Source organism: Arcicella sp. LKC2W (assembly GCF_034931005.1).
In the GTDB taxonomy this organism is placed as follows: domain Bacteria; phylum Bacteroidota; class Bacteroidia; order Cytophagales; family Spirosomataceae; genus Arcicella.
Window position 1 is genome coordinate 118,936 of record NZ_JAYGIN010000017.1, and the last position, 25,739, is coordinate 144,674.

A 25,739-nucleotide genomic window follows, 5' to 3' on the forward strand; every position below is an offset into this window, starting at 1 on the left:
TAATTTATTTCAAAACCATCAATGCTTTTACCAATGGTTCTGAACCAGTATCTATTTTTACAAAGTATTTTCCGTTAGGTATGTTGCTGACATTCAGCACTATTTCAGTTCGAGAAAGACGGGTTGGATTGGTGTTTAATATTCGTCCGTACACGTCTGTTACCGTTAATTCTACATTGTTTTTAGCAAAAACTTCTGACGAAATGGTTGTTTCTACTTGGGCTGGGTTAGGAAAAATAGCTAAATCGGAGATTGGTGCTTCATTTTCATTCGCTAATACTGTTGGTGCTTTGAAAATAGGAGCTGGTTTAAATGTTTGGTCTAATAGTATATTTTTTACCGAACTGGCACTTGCTCCCATCCAATCTTGCAAAATGGCTGAATACACGGTTCTAAAATCTGTTTGTAAAGGAATATTATTGTCTTTGGTAGTGAGTAGGTTCAAATCAGGGTTTTTGCCAATTACTTGAGTTTTTACGGCATTGCCAAAAACAAATAATGGTGCCGCCCAACCGTGGTCTGTTCCCTTGCTACCGTTCGAGAATCCACGACGACCAAATTCTGAAAATGTCATACCTACCACACGGTCTTGTGTACCTTGTGCTTTTAGGTCATCCATGAAAGCGGTTATGCCTTCTGATAATCGTTGCATAAGTGTTGCGTGTGAACCCGTAGAAGTGTCGGTGGCTACTTGGGTTGAGTGTGTATCAAATCCACCAAGCGTAACATAGTATATTTTGGTTTGTAAACCTCCGTGAATAAGCCTCGCAACAATTTTTAATTGGTCTGCTAAACTATTGCTTGTTGGGTATGTTACTAAATTTTTACCTAAACCTGCTGCTGTTTTCAGTTGTCCTGCGTAGGCAAATGAAGAGGTTTGTTGTTGACGAATGAAAGCAGTATATTTTCCTCCTGCGGTATTTGGTAAAGGGCTTGGACTAATATTGGGTTTGTCGCCTACAATTCTTGCAAAAGCATCGGGGTCTTGAAGGGCAATGGCTGAGGTTATGGATGATGTATTAAAAACCGTTGCCGAAATGGACGAAATCTGAATCGCCAATGGGTCAGGGTTGGTTGTGCTTGGGTAATTATCGGGAAAACCAGGATAGCGGTCAGAAACATACCTGCCCAACCATCCTGAAGTTGAGAGTTTGTCTGAGTCAACGGCTGTAAACCAAATATCACTGGCTCTGAAGTGTGAAAAATTTGGATTAGGATACCCCGCCGAATGAACAATGGATAATTTCCCTTCGTTATAAAGCCTTTGCAAGCCTGTCATAGAAGGGTGCAATCCTGTTTGTTCTGTCCCCTTAAGTTTTAAAATTTTACTCTCGCTAATGGCAATATTTCCTCTTACCGTCGGAGAAGAATACACTCCATATTGGTCGATGGGTAACACCATGTTTAGTCCATCGTTTCCACCTGATAATTGAATGACAACTAAAATATTATCGTTGGTCTCAGCAGCATCCAACATGGCTTGCATAAACGGCGTGGTTGCTTGCGTATGTGCTTTTGCTCCGAATCCATCAAGAATTAAAGGCAAAAAGAAAGATGCTGAAGTATATTGTATAAAATCTCTACGTTTCATGTTAATTTGGACTTTAATGGATTGAGAAAATTCAAAAGATAAGTTGATTATGATTTTGATAAAAACCATAATCAACTTATCCCATTTGGAATTCAGCTAATCTAAGAATAAATGTTACCAATCGGTCTAAACGAGTTTTGGCGTTATTTTTCTTAGTATTATTAGTTGGTGCATTTGTGTATTCATCCCAAATTGTTACCCATTCGTAATAAGGTGCTCCTGCCATGAGTGGTTGTTCTACCAAATATTTCACTTGGTCGTCGGTCAATGGAAAAGAAAATAGGGCATCTGTTAATTCTCTAACCATTTTGTAAGGGTCTTTTGGGTCAGAAGTCAACAAAGGAAGTCCCAAAGTATTAATGTCAACCGCCGTTGCTGCAGCACCTTTAACTACATAATCCGTCCACGCTCCTCTCAAGGCAAGGGTAGTAGAGTTTATCCAAATTTCATAAAAATCTGTATCATAATATGGTCTCCAACCAAAAACAGAAGGTTGGTCAATGATGTCCATTTGTTGTTCTCTCAAACGTCCGTTAAAATAATTGGTAGCGGCATCGTACTTTGTACGCTCTTTTATAGGGTCGGGGAGTTGATAATTGAAACTTCTAAGCGTACCTACAACTAAATCAGCAGGAGATTTTATCTGTGAGCCGTACAAAGCCTCATCAAAAAAATGCTGACTATTAAACAATGTTTGTAGTGTAATTTTTATATCATAATTTTTTCTAAAAATAGCCGCTAAAGGTTCTATAAAATCTTTTTCAATTTGAGTTGAAATATCAGCTTGAACGAACCAACGATAAAATTTACGAACCATGAACCGAGCCGTTTCTGGCTGAGCCAAAATCATGTCAATTAATTCTTTCAGTTCCTCTTCGCCTGCACTAAGTCCAGATTTTCCTTTAATTATTCTTTTTTGATAAGCATCTGAAAAGACTTTATCGGCTGTATCATGAGAAGTTGAACGAAATTCTGACCCTATGTAAGTAGAACTGATATTTCTATAATTTAATGAACGCCAACCTGTTAGCACTCTTGCCGCCGCTTTTACATCGTCCTCATTATAATTTCCTTGTCCAATCGTGAATAATTCCATTAACTCACGAGCATAATTTTCATTGGGTTTCCCGACAACATTAATTGTTCCATCCAAGTATTGAAGCATAGCTGGGTCTTTAGTAATTTCTATGACAAATTCTCTGAAATTCCCAAAAGCATATTTGCGAAGTAATTGATTTTGACGGTACAAATAACGCACATCCGAAATGTCAGTCGAGGTTGAAACAAAGTGATTTTGCCAAAACAAAGTCGTTTTTTCTAATAAAGAAACAGGCTGTGTAACCATTAATCCAATCCACCACAATTTGAGTCGCCCCCGTCGGGTTCCATCAAAAGCATTACGTTCGGTATCGTTTGTACCAGTTCCACCCCAAACTAAATCATGAAAAGTTTTTTGATTCTCGTCAGTTGGGTCGGGAGGAGTAGCTTGATTTGCCAGTAATTTTTGAACGATAAAATCGGCTTTTTTGCCAGTAAATTCTTTTACTTGGGCAGGAGTTGCTCCGAAGGAAGCTCTACGCAATAAATGCGTTACTTGACGAGCCGTGAGATTTTGCGTAAAAGCGTCAATCAGTGCCATAAAATGATTTTCGGAAGTTGAATATAAAGAGTTTAATGCTTAGACTATAATAAGGAATGATGGTTTAACGAGTCGTGAAGAAATTGTAAATAATTGATTGGCAGGCGAATAGAAGGGCTTTTTTTAATGATGATGATTCAAAAATACAATATTTTGGAAATAATAAAGAAATATTTATTGTATCTTTTAAAGATTAAATGTGGCATTTTCTACTTGAAAGAAAGTTGATAACCCATTGTTCTTCGATAGATTACATGAAAAAGCGTCAATGAGTTTGGAGTCATTGACGCTAAAAGAGATTAAAAGAATGCAATCAATTATTGATTCTCTTGAAATAACTTATCCATATTTATTTACGGAACTATCTACAATTTGTCGCAGAATAAAATTAGCCCACAGATTGTACTGATTCAACGGATTTACACGGATAAATTTAAAGAAAAATCAGTGTAAATCTGTTCTATCCGTGGTCTAATTTTGTCTTGCGACAAATAGTAGATTATTCCGTTTATTTATTCAAAATACGCTTAATATCATTAGCTTGAGTGAGATAGTCTTTGAATTTGTCGTAACTGTCGGAAATCATCAACCCCTTGAATTTCAGTAAGGTAGTGATGTATTCGTCTAAAACATCAATGATATTTTCTTGATTTTGACGGAAAATGGGAATCCATGTTTCTGGATTTGATTTTGCCAAACGAACCGTCGATTCAAAACCAGAACTTGCCAAATTAAAAATACTTTCTTCGTCTTTTTCCTTTGCCAAAACCGTTGAAGCAAGAGCAAACGAGCAAATATGCGAAATATGCGAAATATAAGCCGTATGAATATCGTGTGCCGTTGAGTCCAAATACGTAACCCGCATTTTTAAGCCTTCTTCGTACATTTTTTTAATGAGTTCAACCAACTCAGGCTTAGAATCTTCCACATCACAAAGCACACAGTTCTTGTGGTCAAATAAATTCCTAATAGCCGCATCTGGACCCGAAAATTCTGTTCCAGCCATCGGGTGAGTTGCCACAAAATTTTGACGATTTGGGTGAGACTTTACCGCATCAATAACAGGTTTTTTTGTTGACCCAACCTCAATAACTACATGGTTTGGAGAAATTACATCCAACACCTTCGGGAGCAAAGAGATTAGCGTATCCACAGGTGTAGCCATGATAATAATATCAGATTGACTAATGGCTTCATCCAAAGTGGAGATAACGTCAACTAAACCCAAAATAAGGGCTTTTTCAGTATGCAAAGCATTGTTATCAACCCCAATTATTTTATCAGCAAAATTATTTTCTTTCAGACTGAGAGCCATTGAGCCACCAATGAGTCCAAGTCCAACAACGGTAATTGTCATATTTTTAGTGATGAGTTATAATCGATGAGTTATGAATGATAAGTTATGTTCATGAATAACACTCACAACTTATTACTCATAACCCATCACTATTTTAGATATTTCCTTCAAAAACTTTTACGGCAGGACCAATTAGATAAATATTATCATAGCCGTTTTCTGTACGATTAAACTCAATGCGAAGATTACCGCCTACAACTTTTATATCCACAAATTTATCAAAACCCAATCTCGAATTTGCCGACAATGCACAAGCCGTTACACCCGTTCCGCAAGCATAAGTTTCATCCTCTACACCACGTTCATACGTGCGAACGTTCAACTTATTATCACTTACAACCTCTACAAAATTAACATTAGTTCCACCTTTACTCACAAATGGTTCTCCGTATCGAACCGCTTTTCCTTTGGCAAACACATCAAAATCTTCCAAATTTTCAACGTATTCTACATAATGAGGAGAGCCAGTATTCATAAAATCATACGACTCTGTTTTTTCCATCGAATTGACATCAATCATTTTCAACGAAATAACCTCTGGTGTAATCTTCGCTTCGTGTTCACCATCAGTTGCAATAAAAGTGGTAGAGTTGCCAATAACGCCCAAATCATGAGCAAAACGAACCAAACAACGACCACCATTTCCACACATTGAACCTTCCGTTCCGTCAGAATTGAAATATACCATTCTGAAATCATAACCCTCAGCATTTTGCAAAAGCATAAGTCCATCTGCCCCAACGCCAAAACGACGGTGACACAAATCTGCAATTAATTTTTGAGAAACAGGAAATGTTTCATCACGGTCATCAATAACCACAAAATCATTACCTGTACCTTGATATTTATAAAATTTCATAAAATGTGCAACGATTTTCCAAAATCGTAGATTAACCAATATTATATTTTTCTTTTAACACTTTCAAATGATGTAATTCATGTCCCGCAATCATCGTCACCAAAGCACGAACAGAAACAGGATTATTATTAGCAAATCCAATTTGAGAAGCAATCTCATCCGAGAAAGTAGAGAACAACGCAATTGACCCTTCACGAACCAAACGATACTGCTCCAACAAAGATTCAAAATTTTGAGATGAAAATTGTGCTGCATTAGCATAATCATTTTCATCAAAAGGCGGCAAAGACTGTTTTTCTCCCCGTGCTATACACAACGCACGGTACCCAAAAATTCTTTCCGTATCTGTCTAATGACCCAAAATTTCTTTCGGCGACCACTTTCCTTCAGCATATTTGAAGTTTTTTTGTGCTTCAGACAAATTTTTATACAAATTTTTTACAACATCTTTTTGTAACGTAAGTGCTTTAATAACATTTTGATTTTCAACTTGTTCTATGTAGTAAGAGAAATAAATATTCTGCGGATATTCGCTCTGAAGAGGTTTTGACATAATTTTTTTTCGTTTTTTTTTCACAAAGGTATTGCATTGTCAGAAATTTCGACTAATTTTGCATCACAATCAACGAAAACGAAATGATTTTAAAGTCAAAATTAATTTGTTTAGAAGATAAAGTAAAAGGTTTGGTAGTTCAGTTGGTTAGAATACATGCCTGTCACGCATGGGGTCGCGGGTTCGAGTCCCGTCCAGACCGCCAATTATTAAGATAAAGCACTGATTTTCAGTGCTTTATTCGTTTATACGGGTTTTTGGAAAGTACAAAAAAAGTGCTTTGAATATCGTTTAAAATCAATAGGTATCATTACATTTAGTACCTGTTTTTGTACCGTATTATTATGCCAGATGAATTATATGTTTGTGGAATAATCTTAACAATTAATCCAATAAGCAAGTATGAAATCTTTATATGTACGTTACGAATTTATTTTTAATCGTAAGAAAAGCCTTAATTCTAATGGTGAAGCTCTAATCCAAATTAGAATGTATCTCAACGGTTTAAATAAATTTTACTCCACAGGGATTTATGTAAAACCCTCAGAATGGAACGAGTCTAAAAACGTTCCTAAAAGCCCTATTCTTCTCCGCAAAGTAAATTCCATTAAACAAGAACTCTCAGATTTTGAATTTGATTATAGAAAGCGTTTTGGCAGTTTTGAATTAAAACACTTTGACAGATTTGGAGAAGTGCTTGAGTTGCCTTCAACTGAAAAAATCAAAGAGACTTCTTTTGTACACTTTATGGTTAATCAGCATCTTGCTGAAAAGTCTTTAAGACAAGCATCTTGGGGCAAAAGGCTGCATACATTAAAGGTATTTAATGAGTTTAGACCTAATGTCTCCTTTTCGGAAATTAACTATTCATTAATAGAGGGGTTTGATTTTTTCCTGCATAGCAAAAAATTACACGCTAATACAATTGCTAATCACCACAAACATATTAAGAAATATATTTTACGGGCTATTAAGGACGATTTGATAGAGCAGAAAGCTAATCCATATTTGTTTTTCAAGGTAAAGAAAGTTGAGGCAAGAAGTCAGTTTCTGACGAGTGATGAGATAGAGCGTTTAGAAAATCTTGTTTTTGAAGAGTCCAATACAATTCAAGAAAGGGTTAGAGATATGTTCTTGTTTGGGATTTATACAGGTCTAAGATTTAATGATATTTATAAGCTACGAAAAATGAACTTTTATGATAGTCCTGATGGAATGGTATTAAATTATCAAGCTAATAAAACCTTGAAGCATGGAGTTAAGTTTTTAGATATTCTATTCTATGGCAAACCGAGAAAAATTGTTGATAAGTATATTCCAGATGATAATACAAAGACACTTTTCAAAGGTTTGACTAATCCTAAAGTTAACATTATTCTTAAAACATTATCAACAAAGGCAAGGATAGCCAAGCCTCTGTGTTTTAAAGATGCTCGTGACACTTTTGCCACACAGTTAATCAATCTAAACTTACCACTTACAATAATACAGGCGGAGTTGCAGCACGGTAACATTAGAATAACCTCAAAATATCTTCATGTTACTGGTGATGGTACTAAGAAAGCAATGAAAAATTTATGGAAGCAATGATGAGTAGTTATCCTCAAGATAAATTTGAGACAAATATTAAACTTGAAATTCCTGAAATCATTGAAAGGGATAGTATGTATAGACTTTACGGTAAAAACAGTAATAGTAATACTGCTATGGGAAAGAAGGTTTCTGTGAAACATTATCTAAATTTCAAAATCAAACAAAACTTGGTTCATGTTTATGATGGAGAGTATGACGCAATAGGTTATACAAATGCCTCTACTTTTCCATTATATGTGCAAATTACCTTTAATAGGAAAACAACAACAGTAAGAAGTGCGACTCGATTATTTTTGTCAGAGGAAGAGTTTATTGAGAAACAACATGATGTAGACTTTGTAGAAATAACAAATAGAGAAATCAAATTTATAACCTTTCATATTGAAAGATTATATCAATATTCATTACAAAGTTTTGGGCAAGAGTATCATTTAAGAAAAGAAGAGTTACAAAGAGATAAACGAGTATTTGATAGTCTTATTTTTAAGTATTTTGAAGAGAAAAACGTTATTAATGGTTTTGTTTATTCTGATAATCACATTGATAAGTATATAGATTCATTACTATATGATGAGATTTTGAGTTTCATTAAAAAGATTGAAAAGAGTGATGCTGAAACTTCAGCCGTTTCAAGAGTAGAGCTATTGCATTCAGAATACATCAATTCATTCATTGACATTTTGAATTCTACCCAAATGAGATTAGAACCGTTGAAGTTACTTACATTCTTAGAAAGGCGAAATCAGAAATATAGTGTAATAAGAAGTCATTATTCTTCCGAAATATGGAATTTCAGTATTTATTATGAGATATTGGCTAAAGATACCATGTGTAAGTATTCCAGATTAGGAGCAACAATCTTAGATTTTATAGATGGAGATTTTAGAGAGGTTTTTCTTCAAAAGTTTAGATTTGAAAGAAAAACGGCATCTTCGATTCTTTATGACATAGAGAAGTTATTACATTTAAGAAAAATTATATAATTTTTCTTAAATGTTTAGTTTAAACAAACATCTATTATTAATATTGTGTGTCAATAAACATCAAATGACATCAATATAAATGAAATCATTATCCTTGTCCCCACAAGACCCAAATTTTCAGCAAATCATCCTTGCTGAATTAGCCGAAATCAAGCGAAGACTTGATGTTCATGCTTCAACAGAGCAATCTATTGGAAAGCTACTACAACCAAAAGAGGTTTGCCAGAACTATGGAATTGCTCGAAACACCTTAGAAAAATTTTTCAACACAGGCTTACTTACTCCGCTTCGACTTTCTCCTGAGAGTCGCAAGATTTATGTAGCGGAAAGCCAGTTAAACCAAATTTTCAAATCTCAAATTAGCCGAAATCGGTAATCAAAAACATTATTATTTCTTAATCAATTTTTCACCAAGTGGGGCTTGGGCATAAAAAAACCGATGTGTTCCCGCACATCGGTTCGTCGGTCAGCCTTAGCCAAACCTAAATTTCAAAACAAAGGTATGAAAAACCTGCAAATTTCCAAACTCCACCTTCGGGTGGGGTTTGCTTTGTATTGCCCAAATTGTAAGAGTTCACTCACATTTTGGCTTAGTCATTTCCGTAATTCTCTCACATCGAAGTTGTTCCTGCTATTTAATTTTTCAACATTTATTCCTTTATTAAAATATGTCTGATTATCCTTTTAGATTCGAGAAGCACCCAAAGAAAAAAGGTGTTTGTCCAAATTGTGGTCATAAAGACCAATTTCGCTTTTATGAAGATTATTTAGGAAATAGGATGAGTAATATATATGGAAAATGTGAGCGTGTTAACAGTTGTGGCTATCATAAAGTACCAACGTTATCTCAGAATATTAAAACTAATAATATAGTTTTTGAAAACGCTGATAATCAAGTAGTTATTTTTCCAAATGAAGAATGGATTGCTAAATTTGAAAAGTGGGAACAGAATAGCTCAAGTAATTTACATCAATTTTGGATGGCCCGTGGAATTCCCCAGGAGCATTTTGAAAAGCACGGTGTTGCAACTGATAATCGAGGGAAAACGGTTTTTATTCTTAGGAATATTGAGAATAGAATCGTGAACGCTAAATGGTTCTCGTATGATGTCGATGGACATAGAGTCAAAGGGAAAAATTCTGTTAATGCTTATTCTATGAGTCCACCCAAAGATGGCAAGATTAAATACGGAATGTGTCTTTACGGAGAAAATTTATTAGACCCTACAAAGACAAAGACTGTGGTTGTGGTAGAGTCAGAAAAGACCAAAGTGATTGCATCCTTTTATTATCCAGAGTTTGATTGGGTTTCTTGTGGAGCTAAAGATGGTCTTACGGATAAGAAAATCTCTGTATTATTCGGAAGAAAAGTGATTTGGCTTTGTGATGCTGATATGGCTGGTCGAGATAATTCAAGCATCAAAAAACTTAAAAGCTATCAAATAAATTTTCAAGTTGTTGATTTATTTCCTCACATAAGAGAAGGAGGTTATGATATAGCTGATGCAATTGAGGAAGGAGTAAGGCCAGACATCTTGGATTCAGCGTATATTGTAAACGGTAAAGGTTCAGATAGCCATTCTGAAACCAGTAGTCAAGAGAGTAATAGTAATGAATTTATCCTTAAAAATAATTCTGTTCAATATAGAAAAGATACCTCAATTTGGATTAAAACACGTAATAACTGGGAGGTAGTGGCTGATAACTTCCATATTTTTATTAAATACTTTACCGATGATGAGAATGAACAGTACACTTGGATTATCGAATTGAAGGTAGCGAATCGAGAGCCTATTTTTATTGAAATTGCTCATGAAGATTTTTGTTCCGCTAAGAAAATGAAAACTATCTTAGCTTCTAAACGTTTGAGTTTCAAGGTAAATGATAACCATATTTCTGAGCTTCATTCATTGTTATTTAAGACCAAATTTGGCACGGCAACGAAAATAACTCGTTTTGGATTCCACAGAGATTCAAGCACTTATTTCTTTTCTAACCGTGCATTGACTTCTGATGGTCTTGTAGTAGAACCAGATGAGTTTGGTATTATTCAAAGCCTTGAGTATTGCCTTTCAATGCCATTGGCGAATACCAAGATGAAGAGACGTTTTATGCTGACAGATAGTGAAATAACCTTTAATCAATGGTTTGCAGTTTACGTCCAAGCCCATACTTTAGACAAAACTTTTGTTCCCGTTTGTTTTTATATTATGTCACTATTCAGAGATATTGTGGTGGCTCATAAAGGCTCATCGCCAATTTTGTATTTGAAAGGAGGTGCGGGTACTGGTAAGAGTAGTATTGTTCGTAATCTGACTTGTTTATTTGGTTTCCAGCCAGAGGAAATTAATCTAAAAACTAAGAATACCGAAGCGGCCCTGGTCAAATTAATGAGTCAAGCCACCAATGGTATGATTTGGATGGATGAGTTTTTTAACGGCTTTGAACACGAAGGACTTTTACAAGCTGCTTACGACAACGCTGGTTATCATAAAACTCCTGATTCAAGTAAAAGCAATACCGAAACGGATAGTATTGAGATTCATTCCGCTTTGGCTCTGACCAGTAATTTTATTCCTACTAATGATATATTCTTTTCTCGTTGCCTCTTGGTTCAGGTTGAGGATAAAAAGAAGACTAAAGAGCAAAAAGAAGGCTACGACAAGCTGAAAGAATTGGAGGCTTTTGGTTTGGGTTGTATCACAGTTGAGTTGCTTAAAAATCGGTCGTTAATCTTGGCGAATTATAATAGGGCTTTTAGAGAATTATCTGAACGTATAAGTATAGAGTTCAAAAGCGAATCTATACCAGAGCGTCTGTTTAGTAATATGGTGCAAACATTAACTTGTGCCTATATTTTGCAATGTAACGGCAAAATCGCCATTTGTGAGTCAATAGATGAAGAAGATATTTTAGATGATTTTGTAGAAATGGGCGTGGCGACCATAAGAAAGCAGTTTCAAATACAAAATGAAACTTCTGTATTAGCTGAATTTTTTGAGATTTTACAAATGCTTTACGAGACTTACCAAATCCATGAAGGCGTGCATTTTCGTCTTGATGGAGAGTATTTGTACTTACGTATGCCTTCGATTTATCCTATTTTTAAGCAACGTTATCGTAATGTTCACTATACGGATTCACCCGACAAGGATTCTATCATTCAAGAGGTGCTACGTATGGAAGAGCCACGAGAAATGAAGGAAGTTGTTAAAACCATCCGTTTTAGAGGTGAGGATAACGACCATGAAGATAAGATGAAAAATGCTGTAACTAATTCATTATCATTGAAGTATGATATTTATTGTTCCAAATTTTCACTGGATTTGAAGAATAGAACTCAGAGAGAAAGCATTTGAAAAATTTCATTTTTTTTAAGCACTTTTTTACAACATTACAACACGAAGCTTAATAGTCTGATTATCAATGTATTATTATTTTTTTTATTAATTATTGTGTTGTAAACGTGTTGTAAATGCGTTGTAATGTTGTAAAATGGTTTTTCGTGTTGTAGGCGTTGTAACGGTTTACAACACGTTTACAACACGGAAAATGGGTTAAGTATTTGATTTTCAATATTTTAACTTCGTGTTGTTGTGTTGTAAAAAAACACGCTTCAAAAATTGAATTACAAAATGTATTAGTCTAACTATCAACTTGTTATAATGCAATTTTATGGATATATGGGCCAACTAATTTTAAGAGTAGAAGATGTTCAGAAAGTATTAAACGTTTGCCGAACTGAAGCATATAGAATTATCAAAGATATTAAAGCCGATTGTCCATATTCCAACAAACTCAAAGGGGGGAAAGTTAGAACCGAAGACCTCGCAGAAACATATGGTTTGAAAGTTGAAGATATTCACAAAGCTTTAATTTAGCACGGATTATTCTTTCACAAAAAACGCTCGCCAATGATGGTGGGCTTTTTTTGTGTTTTACTATCATTAATTCATATAATCCACATTGTTCACATTGTCCAAAAGCTTAATTGGTTTTACTGTAATCTTGCGTTAAGTTTTACGAGGTTATACAATGTAATACTCTGTAATATAGCAATTTAAAACAATATAATTTGTGAGTAATGTAAATTTAAGTACAAACATTAACGTCAGGACGACGTTGGATGTAAAGAAAAAACTAATGGATGAGGCCGATAAGCGAGAATTGTCGATGTCGGAGTATGTTCTTCTTATTCTGGAAACAAATTGGAGCAAGTTAAATGAACCGCCAGAGGAAAATAGCGAGATTTTAGCTTTGCGTGAAAATTTAACCGAGCTTAAAAAAGCTTTACAAGATGCTCAAATTAAAGTCATTCAACTAAAGGAGGAAAATGCTCAATTAGTTGAAAGTCTCAGTAAAGAATCTAAAACGCTTTGGCAAGAAGCCACCGAGACAACCAACAAACTCAGCCAAGAACATATTCAAAGACAAATTGACGTTGCCTTGAATGGCTATCGGCAACAGTTGAGAGAACAATCAATTGCGAATGATAATCATGAGATAAATCTTTTAAATGCAAGACTTGAACTGTATGAAACTCCATTATTGAAAGGAATATTTAACATACTAAATCGAACCAATCGGAATATTAGAGATTTGCCAGACATTGTTACATGTCTAACTAACCACTATTATCACGAAGTTATTGTCCCTAACCAATTTCAACAACCATATTATCATGTCTAATAATTTTTATACAAAAGACCCGTTTGGCGTTTTTAATCTAAATCTTCCTGTTTCGGGGAATAGTGTAGGTAACCCGAGACCCAATTATTATCCGTTTTCGGAAATGCCTAAATCCTCTTCAATTTGGAAAACAATGGGCTTGTTTTGCGTAATTGTTGGCTTTGGCTTGATACTCTATTTTAGAGATGCTTTGGTGGATGGTTTCAGAAAAGTGATTGCTAAGGTAAATGGAAAAGTGAATCCAGAGGTGACAACAGATGAACTTGAAGACGGTATCAAACCTGAACCAAAGTTATTGACAGAATCCACTGAGCGAAAGGTGGAATGTATCCTTCTCATCAAAGATAAAGCCAAGTGGGATATTCAATATATCAATAAAAAGAAGGAAGAGCGAAAGGCTATTTATACCGAAGGATTGGGTTGGACTATCTATGAATAACGCTGTTATACCTTGTTATACCCCGTTACACTTCGTTATACGGCGTATAACGCTGTATAACGAAGTGTAACAAGCCAATCCTGTTTTACAGAATTGGTTTTTGTTTTGAATGTGAAAGGAGATTTTTATCTTTACTCACCCTTCAAAAACAGAACAGAATTGAACTATGAACTCCGAACAAGAACTTGATTTTTTAGAACAACAAATTCCAATTTTGGCAGAGATGGCTCTGCAACAAGCTTACTGGAGAACCTTATCTTTGGGTCATAAAGTAATGATTGCGGAAAATGGTTTTTTGATTGAGGTTTCACCAGATGGTAGCCGAACAGTAGTGAAAGAAATTGCTAAACGTGTAAAAGTTACTCAGAGATTGTTTACAATTGTAAAGTGATGTGTAATCGTGTACGATGCGTTTAGAACGCTGAATAAACGGTAAAACAAAAAGCCAAATCTGTATAACAGGTTTGGTTTTTTGTTTTACTATTTACGTTCTTTCATGGGTTTTACCTATATTTGAACATAGATATTTTCATGAGTTTTCATTTACATTAAAATCTTATTAATGCCTACCATTTACGATAATATAAAAGAACATTTAATACAAGGACTTAGTGAGGTTTTAGAAGTTTCGCACAGAGCCGATTTTTGTGTAGGATATTTTAACTTAAGAGGTTGGAAAAAAGTAGCAAACCAAGTTGAAAAATGGAATGGTGATGAAGATAATCAGTGCCGTTTATTAGTTGGAATGCACAAAGCTCCAGAAAATGTAATACGTGATTATTTTAATAAGGTTGAACAAAATACCATTGATACACAAACGGCAATTCTTCTCAAAAAACGTTTAGCCAAGGAGTTTAAGGAACAATTAATGGTTGGTATTCCAACCGAAGAGGACGAACAAGGGCTAAGAAGATTATCAAAACAACTTAAATCTAAAAAAGTAGTCGTCAAATTATTTTTGCGTTATCCACTTCACGCAAAACTTTATCTGCTATTTCGACATGATAAAGTGAATCCTGTTAATAGTTTTTTGGGTAGTAGTAACCTGACACTTGCAGGTTTAGCAAATCAAGGTGAACTTAACGTTGATATTCAAGAAAAAGATGCAAATCAAAAATTGGTAACTTGGTTTGAAGAACGATGGAATGATAAATTTTGTATTGATATTTCCACTGAGCTTGCCGAAATTATAGATACTTCTTGGGCTTCAAGTCATTATACACCGTATCAAATATATATCAAGATTGCCTATCATCTTTCAAGAGAAGCTCGTGCTGGTTTGGCTGAATTTCAATTACCAAAGGTTTTTCAAAAAGAACTGCTTGATTTTCAACAAAAAGCTGTTCAAGTAGCCGCAAGGCATCTAAATAAACGTGGCGGAGTGATTATTGGAGATGTAGTTGGTTTAGGAAAAACAATTACTGGAACAGCCTTAGTAAAAATGTTTGAAGAAGACTATCTTCTTGAAACGCTTATAATATGCCCCAAAAACTTGATGGGAATGTGGGACGATTATGTACACCGCTATCAGTTAAGAGCCAAAATTATTTCTATTACCCAAGCACAAACTGAATTACCCAAAATGCGTAGGTATCGTATTGTGTTGATTGACGAGAGTCATAACTTACGTAACCGTGAAGGAAAACGATATAAAGTAATTCAAGAATATATCCAACTCAATGATTCAAAGGTAATCTTGCTTTCTGCAACGCCTTATAATAAAACTTTCATTGATTTATCTAATCAATTACGCTTATTTATTCCTGACGATAAAGATTTAGGCATAACGCCCGAACAATTTATCAGCAGTATAGGTGGACGAATGCAGTTTGTATCAAAATATCAAACAGGTATTGGAAGTATAGCCGCCTTTGAAAAAAGCTCTTTCATTGAAGATTGGCGAGAATTGATGCGTTTATACTTGGTGAGGCGTACTCGAAGTTTTATCAAAAAACACTATACTCAAACCGACCCAACGAATAATCGTCAATACCTTACTTTTTCAGATGGCAGACGTTCATACTTCCCTGACCGATTTGCAAAAAAAGTAGAGTATGATTTTTCTCCAAATAACCCCAATGATTTATATGCTAAGTTATACTCTGAAAATGTTGTCAATATTATAAATAATTTAAATTTGCCAAGGTATGGTTTAGGCACAGTACAATATACCGAACAAAATCCAAAAATATTTCCTACATCCGAAGAATTGGCAATTCAATCAAATTTAGGTCGTGCAGGGGCAAGATTAAAAGGATTTGCACGAACGAATCTCTTTAAAAGGCTCGAAAGTAGTGGGTATTCATTTTTACTTTCGATAAGTCGCCATGTGCTTCGTAATTATATATTTTTATATGCCATCGAAAACAATTTGCCTTTCCCTATTGGTAAACAAGATGCTAATATGCTTGATGCTTATTTGGAAGAATCTGATAATGACGGTACGGAAATTATACTTTTTGGCAATACACAAGATGAAGAAATAGACCTTTTGCTTGATGATAAAGAGTATATGCAAAGAGCAGCAAAAATTTATAACTTATTTGAAACAAAATTTCATAAACGATTTGATTGGGTCGGAAGTCATTTATTCTCAGCACAATTAAAGAAGGCACTTTCAGACGACAGTATTAGTCTTTTAAGTATTTTGGAACTTGGAAAAAATTTAAACCCTTCTGAAGACCGTCAGCTAAACGCCCTTTACGAATTATGTGCAACGAAACATAAAAACGAAAAAATACTGATTTTTACTCAGTTTGCTGATACTGCTATTTATTTGAACAAACACTTAACACGTCAAGGTCTTAAAAATGTTGGATGTGTGACTGGTGATGTTGAGAATCCAACCGATTTTGCTCAGAGATTTAGTCCTGAAAGTAATCATATTAAAAATGTTAAAAACGAATTAAGAATATTGGTAACAACTGATGTATTATCAGAAGGACAAAACTTGCAAGATGCCCATATTATTCTTAATTATGATTTGCCTTGGGCTATCATTCGACTCATTCAGCGTGCAGGACGTGTAGATAGAATTGGGCAAAAATCTGAAAAAATCTATTGCTATTCCTTTCTCCCCGAAGATGGAATTGAGCGAATTATCCGACTTAGAAGCCGCCTTCAAAACCGTTTGGAAGAAAGTGATGAAGTGATAGGTTCGGACGAACTGTTTTTTGATAATCAAGTAATGCGAACTGAATTGACAAATCTGTATAATGAGAAATCAGGGATTTTAGATGAAGAAGATGATGGCGAAGTAGATTTAGCTTCTTTTGCCTACCAAATTTGGAAGAATGCCACCGAGAAAGACCCAACCTTATTAAAGTTTATTCCAGATACGCCCGAAGTGGTTTATGCTACAAAAGGGATTAACCGAAATATCTCTTTGTTTGATGGTATTGGGGGGAAAGATAACGGAGTAATTGTATATGCTCGCACACCTGACGATAATGATGTGATGTCGTGGTTAAACGATAAAAATGAAACCATTACTCAGTCGCAATTGACTATTTTGAAGGCTATTGCCTGTGAACCCGAAACCAAAAACCTTGAAAAAATCCCTAACCACCACAACTTAGTTGCTCAGGGATTAGAGATAATCAAGGAAATGGAAAAAAATACAGGTGGACAACTGGGGAAAAATACAGGCATTAGGTACAAAATTTATCATACTTTAAAACGATATTTTGAACATAATAAAGGGACAATATTTGTTACTGAAAGTTTAGAGCGTGCTATTGATGATATTTACAGATTCCCTTTGCGTGAAACTGCCAAAGAAGTGCTAAACCGATATTTTAAAACCCATGCCAAAGACGATGATTTGGTAAACTTGGTGGTTTCGCTAAGAGAAGAAAACAAGCTCTGTAATATCTCTGACGAAGAAACGCAGCAGAAAGACCCACAAATTATTTGTTCAATGGGGCTGAAATTGGCTTAAATAATTGACCAATTCGTAATTGTCGTTCCACTGGCACGACAATCTTTTTACAAATCAAATAGCTGAAATTATACTAAAACCATGGCCAAACTCAACCTTGAAAAAACACGACAATACCTACAAGAATTCAACTTTGCTGAACTTTTCATTGAAGAACTCAACTGGTCAAACCCAGTAACTAAATCAAGTCAGCTTGAAACTTATAAAGAAATAATTTTTACAAGAAAGCCTATTGCAGAACTTTCGGGAGCGGTTGTTTTTGAAATCACGATGCCCGATGGCAATATCCCAAACAGTAAAATTCGCACTGAAATCGCTAATGCAGTTCAGAAAATCAAAGGAGAAAATTTATTGATTTTTATAGATAATCACCGAAGCCAATCTTTATGGCATTGGGTGAAGATACAAGATAAAAACGGTTCGTCGGTACGAAAGATTAACAGAAGCCATTTCTACATGAAAGGGCAAGCGGGCGATTCTTTCATTCCTAAATTAGCTGGACTTTTTACCGACCTCTCAGAATTTGATGAAGACGGGCAAATTTCTATTGCTAAAGTTGCCGATAAATTTAAGCAAGCACTTGATGTAGAACGAGTTACGAAAGATTTCTATAAAAAATATGAATCAATTTTTGTTGATTTTGTTAAGCTAATCACTGGTATTGATAACGATGAAGACCGCCATTGGTACGCCTCAGTCATTCTGAATCGCCTAATGTTCATCTACTTCTTACAGAAAAAGGGCTTCATTGATAATGCTAATTATAACTATCTCACCGAAAAACTTAAAACTCCCCGAAACCTGAGCGTAGCCGAAGGTTTTTATTCCATCTTCCTCCAAAAACTTTTCTTTGAAGGTTTTGCAAAGCCTGAAGACCAACGTGATGCCGAAACAAAACGCCTAATCGGGAAAATAAAATATCTCAATGGTGGACTTTTCTTGAAACATAAAATCGAACTCAAATATGAAAATATAAGCATACCTGATGTAGCTTTTGAAAACCTTTTTGCCTTGTTCGATTCATTCAGTTGGTCGTTGAATGATACAATCGGGCAGAATGACAACGAAATTAACCCCGATGTGCTGGGGTATATTTTTGAAAAATATATCAATCAAAAAGAGTTTGGAGCGTATTATACTCGTCCCGAAATTACAGAATATCTCTGCGAACAAACCGTTAATAAACTCATTCTCGATAAACTCAATGGCGAGAAACTGAGTGCAGCAGTACCCGAAAGCCTACAAAAAAAGCTACAAACACCTCAGTACGAAAGCCTTTCAGACCTTTATACAAAACTTGATGCCCCAACCATCAAACGGCTGATTGATGATAAAACGGGTATTTTATCTGACCTTTCTTTGCTTGACCCTGCCTGTGGGTCGGGAGCATTTTTGGTGGCTGCCATGAAAACCCTTATCAATGTATATGCTGCCATAATGGGTAGAATTGAGTTTTCGGGTGATAAAAGCCTAATAGATTGGCTCAAAAAAACGCACGACGAACATCCAAGCCTTGAATATTACATCAAAAAACAAATCATTACCAATAATCTTTATGGTGTTGACATCATGGAGGAAGCTACCGAAATTGCCAAACTTCGCCTGTTTTTGGCATTGGTAGCTTCAGCTCAAACCGTTGACGACCTCGAACCGCTACCCAACATTGATTTTAATATCATGGCTGGCAACTCGCTCATGGGTTTGATGCGTGTGGATAGTAGCCGATTTGAAAAACACCAAGTAGTAAGCAATGTTTCGGCATCGGGAAAAGTAATTCAGAAAGCAGATTTATTTCGGAAGGCAGTTGTACAGACCGATATGTTTGCCGAAAGTAAAGCCAAAGGCTACCAACAACTCATTAACGAAAAAGAAGTAGCAATACGAGCTTACAAAAATGCTAATACGCTCAATATAAGTGATTTACAAGCATTGCGTGAAAGCATACAACAACAACGAAAAGATGCCTACGCCATACTAAACGAGCTTTTGCTCGACGAATTTAACGCCTTAAACATACGCTATGAAGAAGTAACGTGGGATACAAAAAAGAACAAAGAAGGCAAAGCCAACAAACGTCCGCTGACCATTACCGACATTGAAGCTCTCGAACCCTTTCATTGGGAGTATGAATTTTCGGAGATTTTCTCAAAAAAAAATGGCTTCGATGCCATTATTGCCAACCCGCCTTGGGAGGTTTTTCAGACTAATGAAAAGGAGTTTTTTCAAAAATATGCCGATAAAATTCAAAAGAAAAAACTTAGAATAGAAGATTGGGAGGAACAGAAAGAGGAATTAATGAAAGATGAAGAAATACAACGAGCATGGCTTGAGTATTCAAGCCATTTTCCTCATCAATGGCTTTATTTTAAAAAGAGCAATCATTTTAAAAATCAAATTTCTGAAGTTAATGGAAAACAAGTTGGTAATAAACCTAACCTTTATTGCTTATTTCTTGAACAAAGTATAAATTTATTAAAAGAACACGGCTATTGTGGTATCGTAATCCCAAGTGGTATATACACTGATTTAGGCACAAAACAGCTTCGTAAAATGCTCTTTGAAGAAACCGAAATTACAGGTTTGTTTTGTTTTGAAAACCGTAAAGAAATATTTGAAAATGTACATCGTAGTTACAAATTTATTGTTTTAAGTTTTGAGAAAGGAGGGAAAACAGTAAATTTTCCTACTGCTTTCATGCGACAAAATGTTGAAGATTTAACATTATTTCCAAAGTATGGTGCTTTATATCCAAACGTTGAAATGATTAAAAAACTATCACCTGATAGTCTTTCAATTATTGAGTTTAAAAATGAACAAGAAGTTTCTATCTCTCATAAAGTATCTCAATTCCCTTTACTGGCAGGAGATATTTCAGGGTGGAATGTAGAACTTTATGGGGAAGAAATAAATATGACTCGTGATTCTGATAAGTTTAAAACCGATGTAGATACTCTAATTGTGTATGAAGGAGGGATGGTACATCACTTTTTTCATCAATTTGATGAACCGAGATATTGGATAAATGAAAGACTAATAAATCAAGAATTTACAGATAAGAAGTATAAAAGACATAAGGCGAATAGCATTTTAACAAAAAAACAGATTGAAGAAGTAAAAAAAGTAATTATAAATGATTACGAGGTTTATAGATTAGTAATTAGAAAAATTGCACGAAATACAGATTCAAGAACTCTTATCACAACAATAGTTCCTAAAAAATGTGTTTTGGGAAATTCTCTTTCGGTTATTTTCCCATTTAAACATTCAGTTGAAAGTTTGAATGAGTTGGCATTCAGTAAGAGTGATTTACTTGTATTGACATCTTTACTTAATTCTCTTACTGTCGATTTTATTTTGAGAACAAGAGTGACAGCTAATCTAAATCTGTTTTTCTTAAACCAACTTCCTATCCCACGCATACAAGCAGGCGATAAGTTTTATAGCGAAATCGTAGAGCGAGCCGCCAAACTTATCTGCACCACCGAAGAGTTTGCCGAGCTATGGGATGAAGTAACAGGCGATCCTTGGACACCCACAAGCGGGGCTACCGATGCCACCGAACGCAACCAACTAAGAGCCGAACTTGATGCAATGGTTGCCTTTACCTACGGTATTTCGGGCGAAGAACTTGAATATATTCTGAGTACATTTCCATTAGTAACCGATGTGCAGAAGGCTTTGGTTGTTGAAGAATTTGAGAAGATTGTTGCTGAACACGTAGCCTTAAAAGCAAGCAATAAATTTGTAATGGAGCTTATCAATCAAGGTGAAAGCAATATATTAGAGTTTAAAAGTACGCTACGGTATGACCTTAGAACCCTTAAACCTGAAAAACATATTGAACACAGTGTACTAAAAACCATAGCAGCTTATCTTAATTCAGAAGGAGGGACTCTCATAATAGGTGTGGAAGACAACAAAAATATTTTGGGGCTACAACCCGACTTTGATTCATTCTCGAAAGGCGATAAATTAGATGAATTTCAGAAACACTTCGATAATCTTTTAAGTAAATCAATAGGAAGTCGTTTTCATCGCTATCTATCCGTAAGTTTTCCCGAAATCGAAGGCAAGCAAATTTGTATAATTGAAATCAAAGAAAAATCAGCCGAGCCAGTTTATATCAAAGATGATGCAGGAAACGAAACCTTTTATATTAGACGATTAGCCTCAACGATTGACTTAAAATTGAGCGAAGCAACAAAATATATTCAGGAACATTGGAAGTCTTGACCTTATAATTTACCCCTTTGTATATTATTGTTTGGATAAAACTGAAACCTATAACTTTACCTTCACACGATAAAAAAGTCACAGATTTACAAATAAAAAGTATGACCTTCGCCAAATTGTATATACACACTTTACCTCAAAAATGAATATCACCGAAATAGAAAAATTAATAGTTTCCTACAAATCCCATCTAAGAAAAGACCGTTTGAAAGATGAACTTTATAAATGGCAATTACTGGAAAAGTTTAAAGGCAGTCCTGATTTAGATGCTTCTGATTTTGCGACCGAAATCAAGAGTATTGACTATTCAAATCTGATTTTTCGTACAGGGAAAACTGTCATTAAACAATTTGCTGACGGAAAACCCATTGAGTATAGAGATTGCTTAGAAAATCTATTTGATGATAATCTTCCACTTATTGAACGAATAATAACATTTGAGTCCAAACTCACTCTTATTTATCGGGAATTATATGAAAATTTTGGTCATCATCACGACGAAAGAACGGCTGCCACTTTCCTAACTTTTCACAATCCAGATAAATACACTTTCTACAAAGATTCGTATTATAAAAAATATTGTGATTTAGTAGGAATTCCAAGTAGAAAAAAAGGCGAGAAATATGTTCATTATCTTGAATTAGTGGATGATTTAATTGGAAATTATATCAAAAAAGATGAAGAATTAATTGAGCTTTTTCAAGATATTATCGCCTCAAACGATTGTTACAAAGACCCGAATTTTAAAATTTTAGCCCAAGATATTATGTATCAAATGCTTGATAAATCACAACCAAGTCGAACTCAATACTGGTTATACGCCCCAGGAGAAAAGGCGGTACATTGGGATGAATTTTATCAAGAGGGAATTATGGCTTTAGGTTGGGATGAGTTACGTGATTTGACTGAGTATGATGGACGAGAAGCCATAGAACAAGATTTACAGAAAATAGGAAATACCACTAAATCTAAACGTAATGATACTTCTGCTAATGATGACTTTAGAAGTAAGATACAAATTGGTGATACAATTATTGTTAAGCGAGGGAAAAGCGAAATATTGGGTTGGGGAATAGTACAGTCAGACTACTACTTTGATGACTCAAGAACGTATTATAAGCATTGTCGTGATGTTGAGTGGAAGAAAAAAGGTGTTTGGAAAACAGACCATTCATTGGTAATTAAGACGCTCACAGATATTACTAATTATAAGTCAGAAAACTCTAATTTTACCTATTACCATCAAGCTCTATTTAGTATCATGAACGAAACGACCGAAGATAAAAAGAACACTTTTAAATCACCTCTCAACCAAATCTTATATGGCCCTCCAGGAACAGGGAAAACATATTCAACCATAGAATTAGCTTACAGAGCTATCAAAGGTGATGCCGCTTTTGAAGAAGATGGTTATGACGTTGCCAAGCAATGGTTCAAAAACGAGTTAGCAAAAAGTGAAGACCGTCAGCTTGATTTTATTACTTTCCATCAAAATTATAGCTATGAAGATTTTGTAATGGGTATCAAGCCAGACCTCAACGAAGGCGATGGTTTGAGTTTCAATCGACATGAAGGTATATTTTTTAAAATATGCCAAAGAGCGTTAGAAAATCTCAAGCAGTCATCGGAAGAGGGTAGTGTTGTAGAACCTACATTCAATGAAGTTTTTGATGATTTTATCCGTCCTTTGGCTGAGGATAATACGCCAATTACCATTCAGATGAAATCAAATAACCATTCCTTTAAACTCATCACTATAAATGAGAGAAATTTAGGTTTTGAAAAACAAGGTGGCGGAACAAATCATACTTTAACTCTTAAAACGATTAAAGACCTCTATGAAGGCAATAGAGAGTATAATATACAAGGTTTAGGGGTTTATTATTATCCACTAATTGAGAGACTAAAGGCTTTAGCAAGAACAAAATCTAAGCAAGTAAATGCTATTCCTCTCAAAAATTACGTAATCATCATTGACGAAATTAACAGAGCCAATATTTCACGAGTATTTGGTGAGTTAATTACTTTAATTGAAGAAGATAAACGTTGGGGTAACGACCACGAAATGGAAGTAAGGCTGCCAGATGGACACACCAAGTTTACCGTTCCTAAAAACCTTTATATCATCGGTACAATGAACACTGCCGATAAATCAATTGCTTTGTTGGATATTGCCTTGAGAAGACGGTTTGATTTTACGGCTTTATATCCTGATTCATCGAAAGTTAGCCCTAATTATCAAACGTTTTTTGAATCACTAAATGAGCAAATTATTGCTAAAAAAGGAATAGACTTCACCATTGGGCATTCTTATTTTATGACTAAAAATGGTGAAGAGTTAGACTTTGTGAAAACCATGAATAAGAAAGTTATTCCATTATTGAGTGAATATTTTTATAATGCGAAGGATAATAAAGTGGTTGTTGATTTAATAGAAAAAGCCATCGCCAAAGCTGGTTTTTCTCACACTGTTGTTTCAAGTGCTTATCAACTGTTCATTCAATGATACAATCAATTTATGAATTCGGTAAAGAGGTGAGTACTGGTTTTTCTGATGATAAAATCAAGCGTTTTAAAATCTATCTCGATGAAGTTTGGCAAAGTAGAAAACAGTACGGTTTAGATGAAGATGAGCGAGATTCTTTCTATGGCTCAGACAAGAAAAAACAACGTTTCCTGACCTTTGATGGAGATAAAATAAAAGCGAATAACTATGTTGGTTTTATTCAGTTTGAAGGGCTTACGGTTAATATTTATCCTAAGATTTGCCAAGATATGCACCAAGAGCAAGTTATCTCAAAGGTACTTTATTGGTTAAGTTACGGGAAGAAAATTAATTTGCCATTTGCTGAATTACCACTCGACCGTCAATCATTTGATACTTGGTTAGAAGCTTTTATTTTTCTGTTTGCACATCACACAGAAGAATTATTGACCAACCAACCGTATCAATCTTACCAAGAAATAACCGAAGAAACGAGTTATTTAAGAGGTTCGTTGGCCATTCCGCAGTATGTACAACATAATTTACTGACAGGAAGGCACCAGTTCTTTCATTGTACTTACGAGCCATTTTTATACGATAATCAGTTTAATCGGATTGTGAAATTTGTCTCTCGAATGCTTTTATCATTTACAAATAATGAAAAAAGTAAGCAAAAACTGAATAGTCTGTTGTTTTTATTGGATGATGTGGCGGACGAATATTGCCAAGAGAGCCACTGTGATTTAGTCAAGCTCAATCCGCTTTATCAAGATTTGGCGATTGTTTTAGAAATGTCTCGTATGTTTTTGTCGTCGTCAAGTATTAGTCAGTCGGATGCCAATAAAAATAATTTCTGCCTTTTACTGCCGATGGAGGTAGTTTTTGAAGAGTTTGTTTTCGGAATAATTGAGACTCATTTTAAAGATAGAAAACCCAATGCTCAGGGGAAAGGATTTTTGACAGAGCAAAATGTATTTCAGATAAAGAATGACATTATCCTGCAAAATCCTCAATTGGTGATTGACACCAAGTATAAAATCCGAGATAAAAAAGACAGCAAAAAGGGAATTTCACAAACTGATATGTACCAAATGCTCGCCTATTCTATCAGGCGAGAGATTGACCAAGTATTGTTGATTTATCCAAAAGTAGGAGAAAAGCCATCAGAAATAGATATTTTTACCATTGCTGATAAATTTGCTGATGGTAAATTAATAACAATTAAGGCGGTAGATATTGATATTTGTTGTGAAGAGAGTAAGATAATTGAGCAGATTGAGGAAGTTTTAACTTTTAATTAATAGAAAACTATTATCATCTTATTTAACCGTTTGTTCTAAATTCTCTTGCGTTCAATTAGAATTTACCTATTTTTGTT

General features: G+C 34.9%; 18 protein-coding genes and 1 tRNA gene. 13 read left to right on the plus strand and 6 right to left on the minus strand.

Features of this window, described 5'->3' with window-relative positions; all coding sequences use genetic code 11:
* Nucleotides 1-4: 4 nt before the first annotated feature.
* From VB796_RS14645 to VB796_RS14670, 6 genes are all read right to left on the minus strand, one after another.
* On the minus strand, nt 5-1,591 hold the full coding sequence (locus tag VB796_RS14645; protein WP_323347309.1) for a DUF1501 domain-containing protein: 1,587 nt from the start codon (nt 1,589-1,591) through the stop codon (nt 5-7).
* A 76-nt stretch (nt 1,592-1,667) separates the two neighbouring features.
* Nucleotides 1,668-3,230, minus strand: coding sequence for a DUF1800 domain-containing protein (locus VB796_RS14650; RefSeq protein WP_323347310.1), 1,563 nt, complete (start codon nt 3,228-3,230; stop codon nt 1,668-1,670).
* A gap of 508 nt (nt 3,231-3,738) precedes the next feature.
* The gene (locus VB796_RS14655) at nt 3,739-4,587 is read right to left on the minus strand and encodes a prephenate dehydrogenase (protein ID WP_323347311.1); all 849 of its coding nucleotides are present in this window, start codon (nt 4,585-4,587) and stop codon (nt 3,739-3,741) included.
* 94 nt (nt 4,588-4,681) lie between these two features.
* Entirely contained in the window at nt 4,682-5,446 is a 765-nt protein-coding gene (gene dapF, locus VB796_RS14660) for a diaminopimelate epimerase (protein ID WP_323347312.1), read from the minus strand.
* 31 nt (nt 5,447-5,477) lie between these two features.
* Nucleotides 5,478-5,762 (minus strand): DinB family protein, encoded by a 285-nt coding sequence (locus VB796_RS14665; protein WP_416233525.1) that lies wholly within the window; start codon nt 5,760-5,762, stop codon nt 5,478-5,480.
* A 33-nt stretch (nt 5,763-5,795) separates the two neighbouring features.
* Nucleotides 5,796-5,999 carry a hypothetical protein gene (locus tag VB796_RS14670; protein WP_323347313.1) on the minus strand — a complete coding sequence of 68 codons (204 nt, stop codon included), beginning with the start codon at nt 5,997-5,999 and terminating at the stop codon, nt 5,796-5,798.
* A 128-nt stretch (nt 6,000-6,127) separates the two neighbouring features.
* Here VB796_RS14670 and VB796_RS14675 point away from each other — a divergent pair.
* From VB796_RS14675 to VB796_RS14735, 13 genes are all read left to right on the plus strand, one after another.
* Nucleotides 6,128-6,204: transfer RNA gene (locus VB796_RS14675), tRNA-Asp, on the plus strand.
* 197 nt (nt 6,205-6,401) lie between these two features.
* Nucleotides 6,402-7,589: a site-specific integrase gene (locus VB796_RS14680; protein ID WP_323347314.1), complete on the plus strand. Its 1,188-nt coding sequence runs from the start codon at nt 6,402-6,404 to the stop codon at nt 7,587-7,589.
* Nucleotides 7,577-8,575: a hypothetical protein gene (locus VB796_RS14685; protein WP_323347315.1), complete on the plus strand. Its 999-nt coding sequence runs from the start codon at nt 7,577-7,579 to the stop codon at nt 8,573-8,575. Before VB796_RS14680 ends, VB796_RS14685 begins: the two co-directional genes overlap by 13 nt.
* 79 nt (nt 8,576-8,654) lie before the next feature.
* Nucleotides 8,655-8,951 (plus strand): hypothetical protein, encoded by a 297-nt coding sequence (locus tag VB796_RS14690; protein WP_323347316.1) that lies wholly within the window; start codon nt 8,655-8,657, stop codon nt 8,949-8,951.
* 292 nt (nt 8,952-9,243) lie between these two features.
* Nucleotides 9,244-11,934 carry a DUF6371 domain-containing protein gene (locus tag VB796_RS14695; protein WP_323347317.1) on the plus strand — a complete coding sequence of 897 codons (2,691 nt, stop codon included), beginning with the start codon at nt 9,244-9,246 and terminating at the stop codon, nt 11,932-11,934.
* Between the two features lie 324 nt (nt 11,935-12,258).
* Nucleotides 12,259-12,456: a hypothetical protein gene (locus tag VB796_RS14700; RefSeq protein ID WP_323347318.1), complete on the plus strand. Its 198-nt coding sequence runs from the start codon at nt 12,259-12,261 to the stop codon at nt 12,454-12,456.
* A 262-nt stretch (nt 12,457-12,718) separates the two neighbouring features.
* On the plus strand, nt 12,719-13,264 hold the full coding sequence (locus tag VB796_RS14705; protein ID WP_323347319.1) for a hypothetical protein: 546 nt from the start codon (nt 12,719-12,721) through the stop codon (nt 13,262-13,264).
* Nucleotides 13,257-13,703, plus strand: coding sequence for a hypothetical protein (locus VB796_RS14710; protein ID WP_323347320.1), 447 nt, complete (start codon nt 13,257-13,259; stop codon nt 13,701-13,703). Before VB796_RS14705 ends, VB796_RS14710 begins: the two co-directional genes overlap by 8 nt.
* A gap of 166 nt (nt 13,704-13,869) precedes the next feature.
* Nucleotides 13,870-14,094 (plus strand): hypothetical protein, encoded by a 225-nt coding sequence (locus tag VB796_RS14715; protein ID WP_323347321.1) that lies wholly within the window; start codon nt 13,870-13,872, stop codon nt 14,092-14,094.
* Between the two features lie 171 nt (nt 14,095-14,265).
* Nucleotides 14,266-17,643 (plus strand): helicase-related protein, encoded by a 3,378-nt coding sequence (locus tag VB796_RS14720; RefSeq protein ID WP_323347322.1) that lies wholly within the window; start codon nt 14,266-14,268, stop codon nt 17,641-17,643.
* Between the two features lie 81 nt (nt 17,644-17,724).
* Nucleotides 17,725-21,876 carry an ATP-binding protein gene (locus VB796_RS14725; RefSeq protein WP_323347323.1) on the plus strand — a complete coding sequence of 1,384 codons (4,152 nt, stop codon included), beginning with the start codon at nt 17,725-17,727 and terminating at the stop codon, nt 21,874-21,876.
* 142 nt (nt 21,877-22,018) lie between these two features.
* Entirely contained in the window at nt 22,019-24,382 is a 2,364-nt protein-coding gene (locus VB796_RS14730) for an AAA family ATPase (RefSeq protein ID WP_323347324.1), read from the plus strand.
* On the plus strand, nt 24,379-25,662 hold the full coding sequence (locus tag VB796_RS14735; RefSeq protein WP_323347325.1) for an McrC family protein: 1,284 nt from the start codon (nt 24,379-24,381) through the stop codon (nt 25,660-25,662). Before VB796_RS14730 ends, VB796_RS14735 begins: the two co-directional genes overlap by 4 nt.
* The last annotated feature ends 77 nt before the right edge of the window (nt 25,663-25,739 follow it).

What these genes read in the sequence shown, in the direction of transcription:
- VB796_RS14645 (WP_323347309.1), bottom strand. Translation starts at nt 1,591, where the DNA reads ATGAAACGTAGAGATTTTATACAATATACTTCAGCATCTTTCTTTTTG.
- VB796_RS14650 (WP_323347310.1), bottom strand. Translation starts at nt 3,230, where the DNA reads ATGGCACTGATTGACGCTTTTACGCAAAATCTCACGGCTCGTCAAGTA.
- VB796_RS14655 (WP_323347311.1), bottom strand. Translation starts at nt 4,587, where the DNA reads ATGACAATTACCGTTGTTGGACTTGGACTCATTGGTGGCTCAATGGCT.
- dapF (WP_323347312.1), bottom strand. Translation starts at nt 5,446, where the DNA reads ATGAAATTTTATAAATATCAAGGTACAGGTAATGATTTTGTGGTTATT.
- VB796_RS14670 (WP_323347313.1), bottom strand. Translation starts at nt 5,999, where the DNA reads ATGTCAAAACCTCTTCAGAGCGAATATCCGCAGAATATTTATTTCTCT.
- VB796_RS14680 (WP_323347314.1), top strand. Translation starts at nt 6,402, where the DNA reads ATGAAATCTTTATATGTACGTTACGAATTTATTTTTAATCGTAAGAAA.
- VB796_RS14685 (WP_323347315.1), top strand. Translation starts at nt 7,577, where the DNA reads ATGGAAGCAATGATGAGTAGTTATCCTCAAGATAAATTTGAGACAAAT.
- VB796_RS14690 (WP_323347316.1), top strand. Translation starts at nt 8,655, where the DNA reads ATGAAATCATTATCCTTGTCCCCACAAGACCCAAATTTTCAGCAAATC.
- VB796_RS14695 (WP_323347317.1), top strand. Translation starts at nt 9,244, where the DNA reads ATGTCTGATTATCCTTTTAGATTCGAGAAGCACCCAAAGAAAAAAGGT.
- VB796_RS14700 (WP_323347318.1), top strand. Translation starts at nt 12,259, where the DNA reads ATGGGCCAACTAATTTTAAGAGTAGAAGATGTTCAGAAAGTATTAAAC.
- VB796_RS14705 (WP_323347319.1), top strand. Translation starts at nt 12,719, where the DNA reads ATGGATGAGGCCGATAAGCGAGAATTGTCGATGTCGGAGTATGTTCTT.
- VB796_RS14710 (WP_323347320.1), top strand. Translation starts at nt 13,257, where the DNA reads ATGTCTAATAATTTTTATACAAAAGACCCGTTTGGCGTTTTTAATCTA.
- VB796_RS14715 (WP_323347321.1), top strand. Translation starts at nt 13,870, where the DNA reads ATGAACTCCGAACAAGAACTTGATTTTTTAGAACAACAAATTCCAATT.
- VB796_RS14720 (WP_323347322.1), top strand. Translation starts at nt 14,266, where the DNA reads ATGCCTACCATTTACGATAATATAAAAGAACATTTAATACAAGGACTT.
- VB796_RS14725 (WP_323347323.1), top strand. Translation starts at nt 17,725, where the DNA reads ATGGCCAAACTCAACCTTGAAAAAACACGACAATACCTACAAGAATTC.
- VB796_RS14730 (WP_323347324.1), top strand. Translation starts at nt 22,019, where the DNA reads ATGAATATCACCGAAATAGAAAAATTAATAGTTTCCTACAAATCCCAT.
- VB796_RS14735 (WP_323347325.1), top strand. Translation starts at nt 24,379, where the DNA reads ATGATACAATCAATTTATGAATTCGGTAAAGAGGTGAGTACTGGTTTT.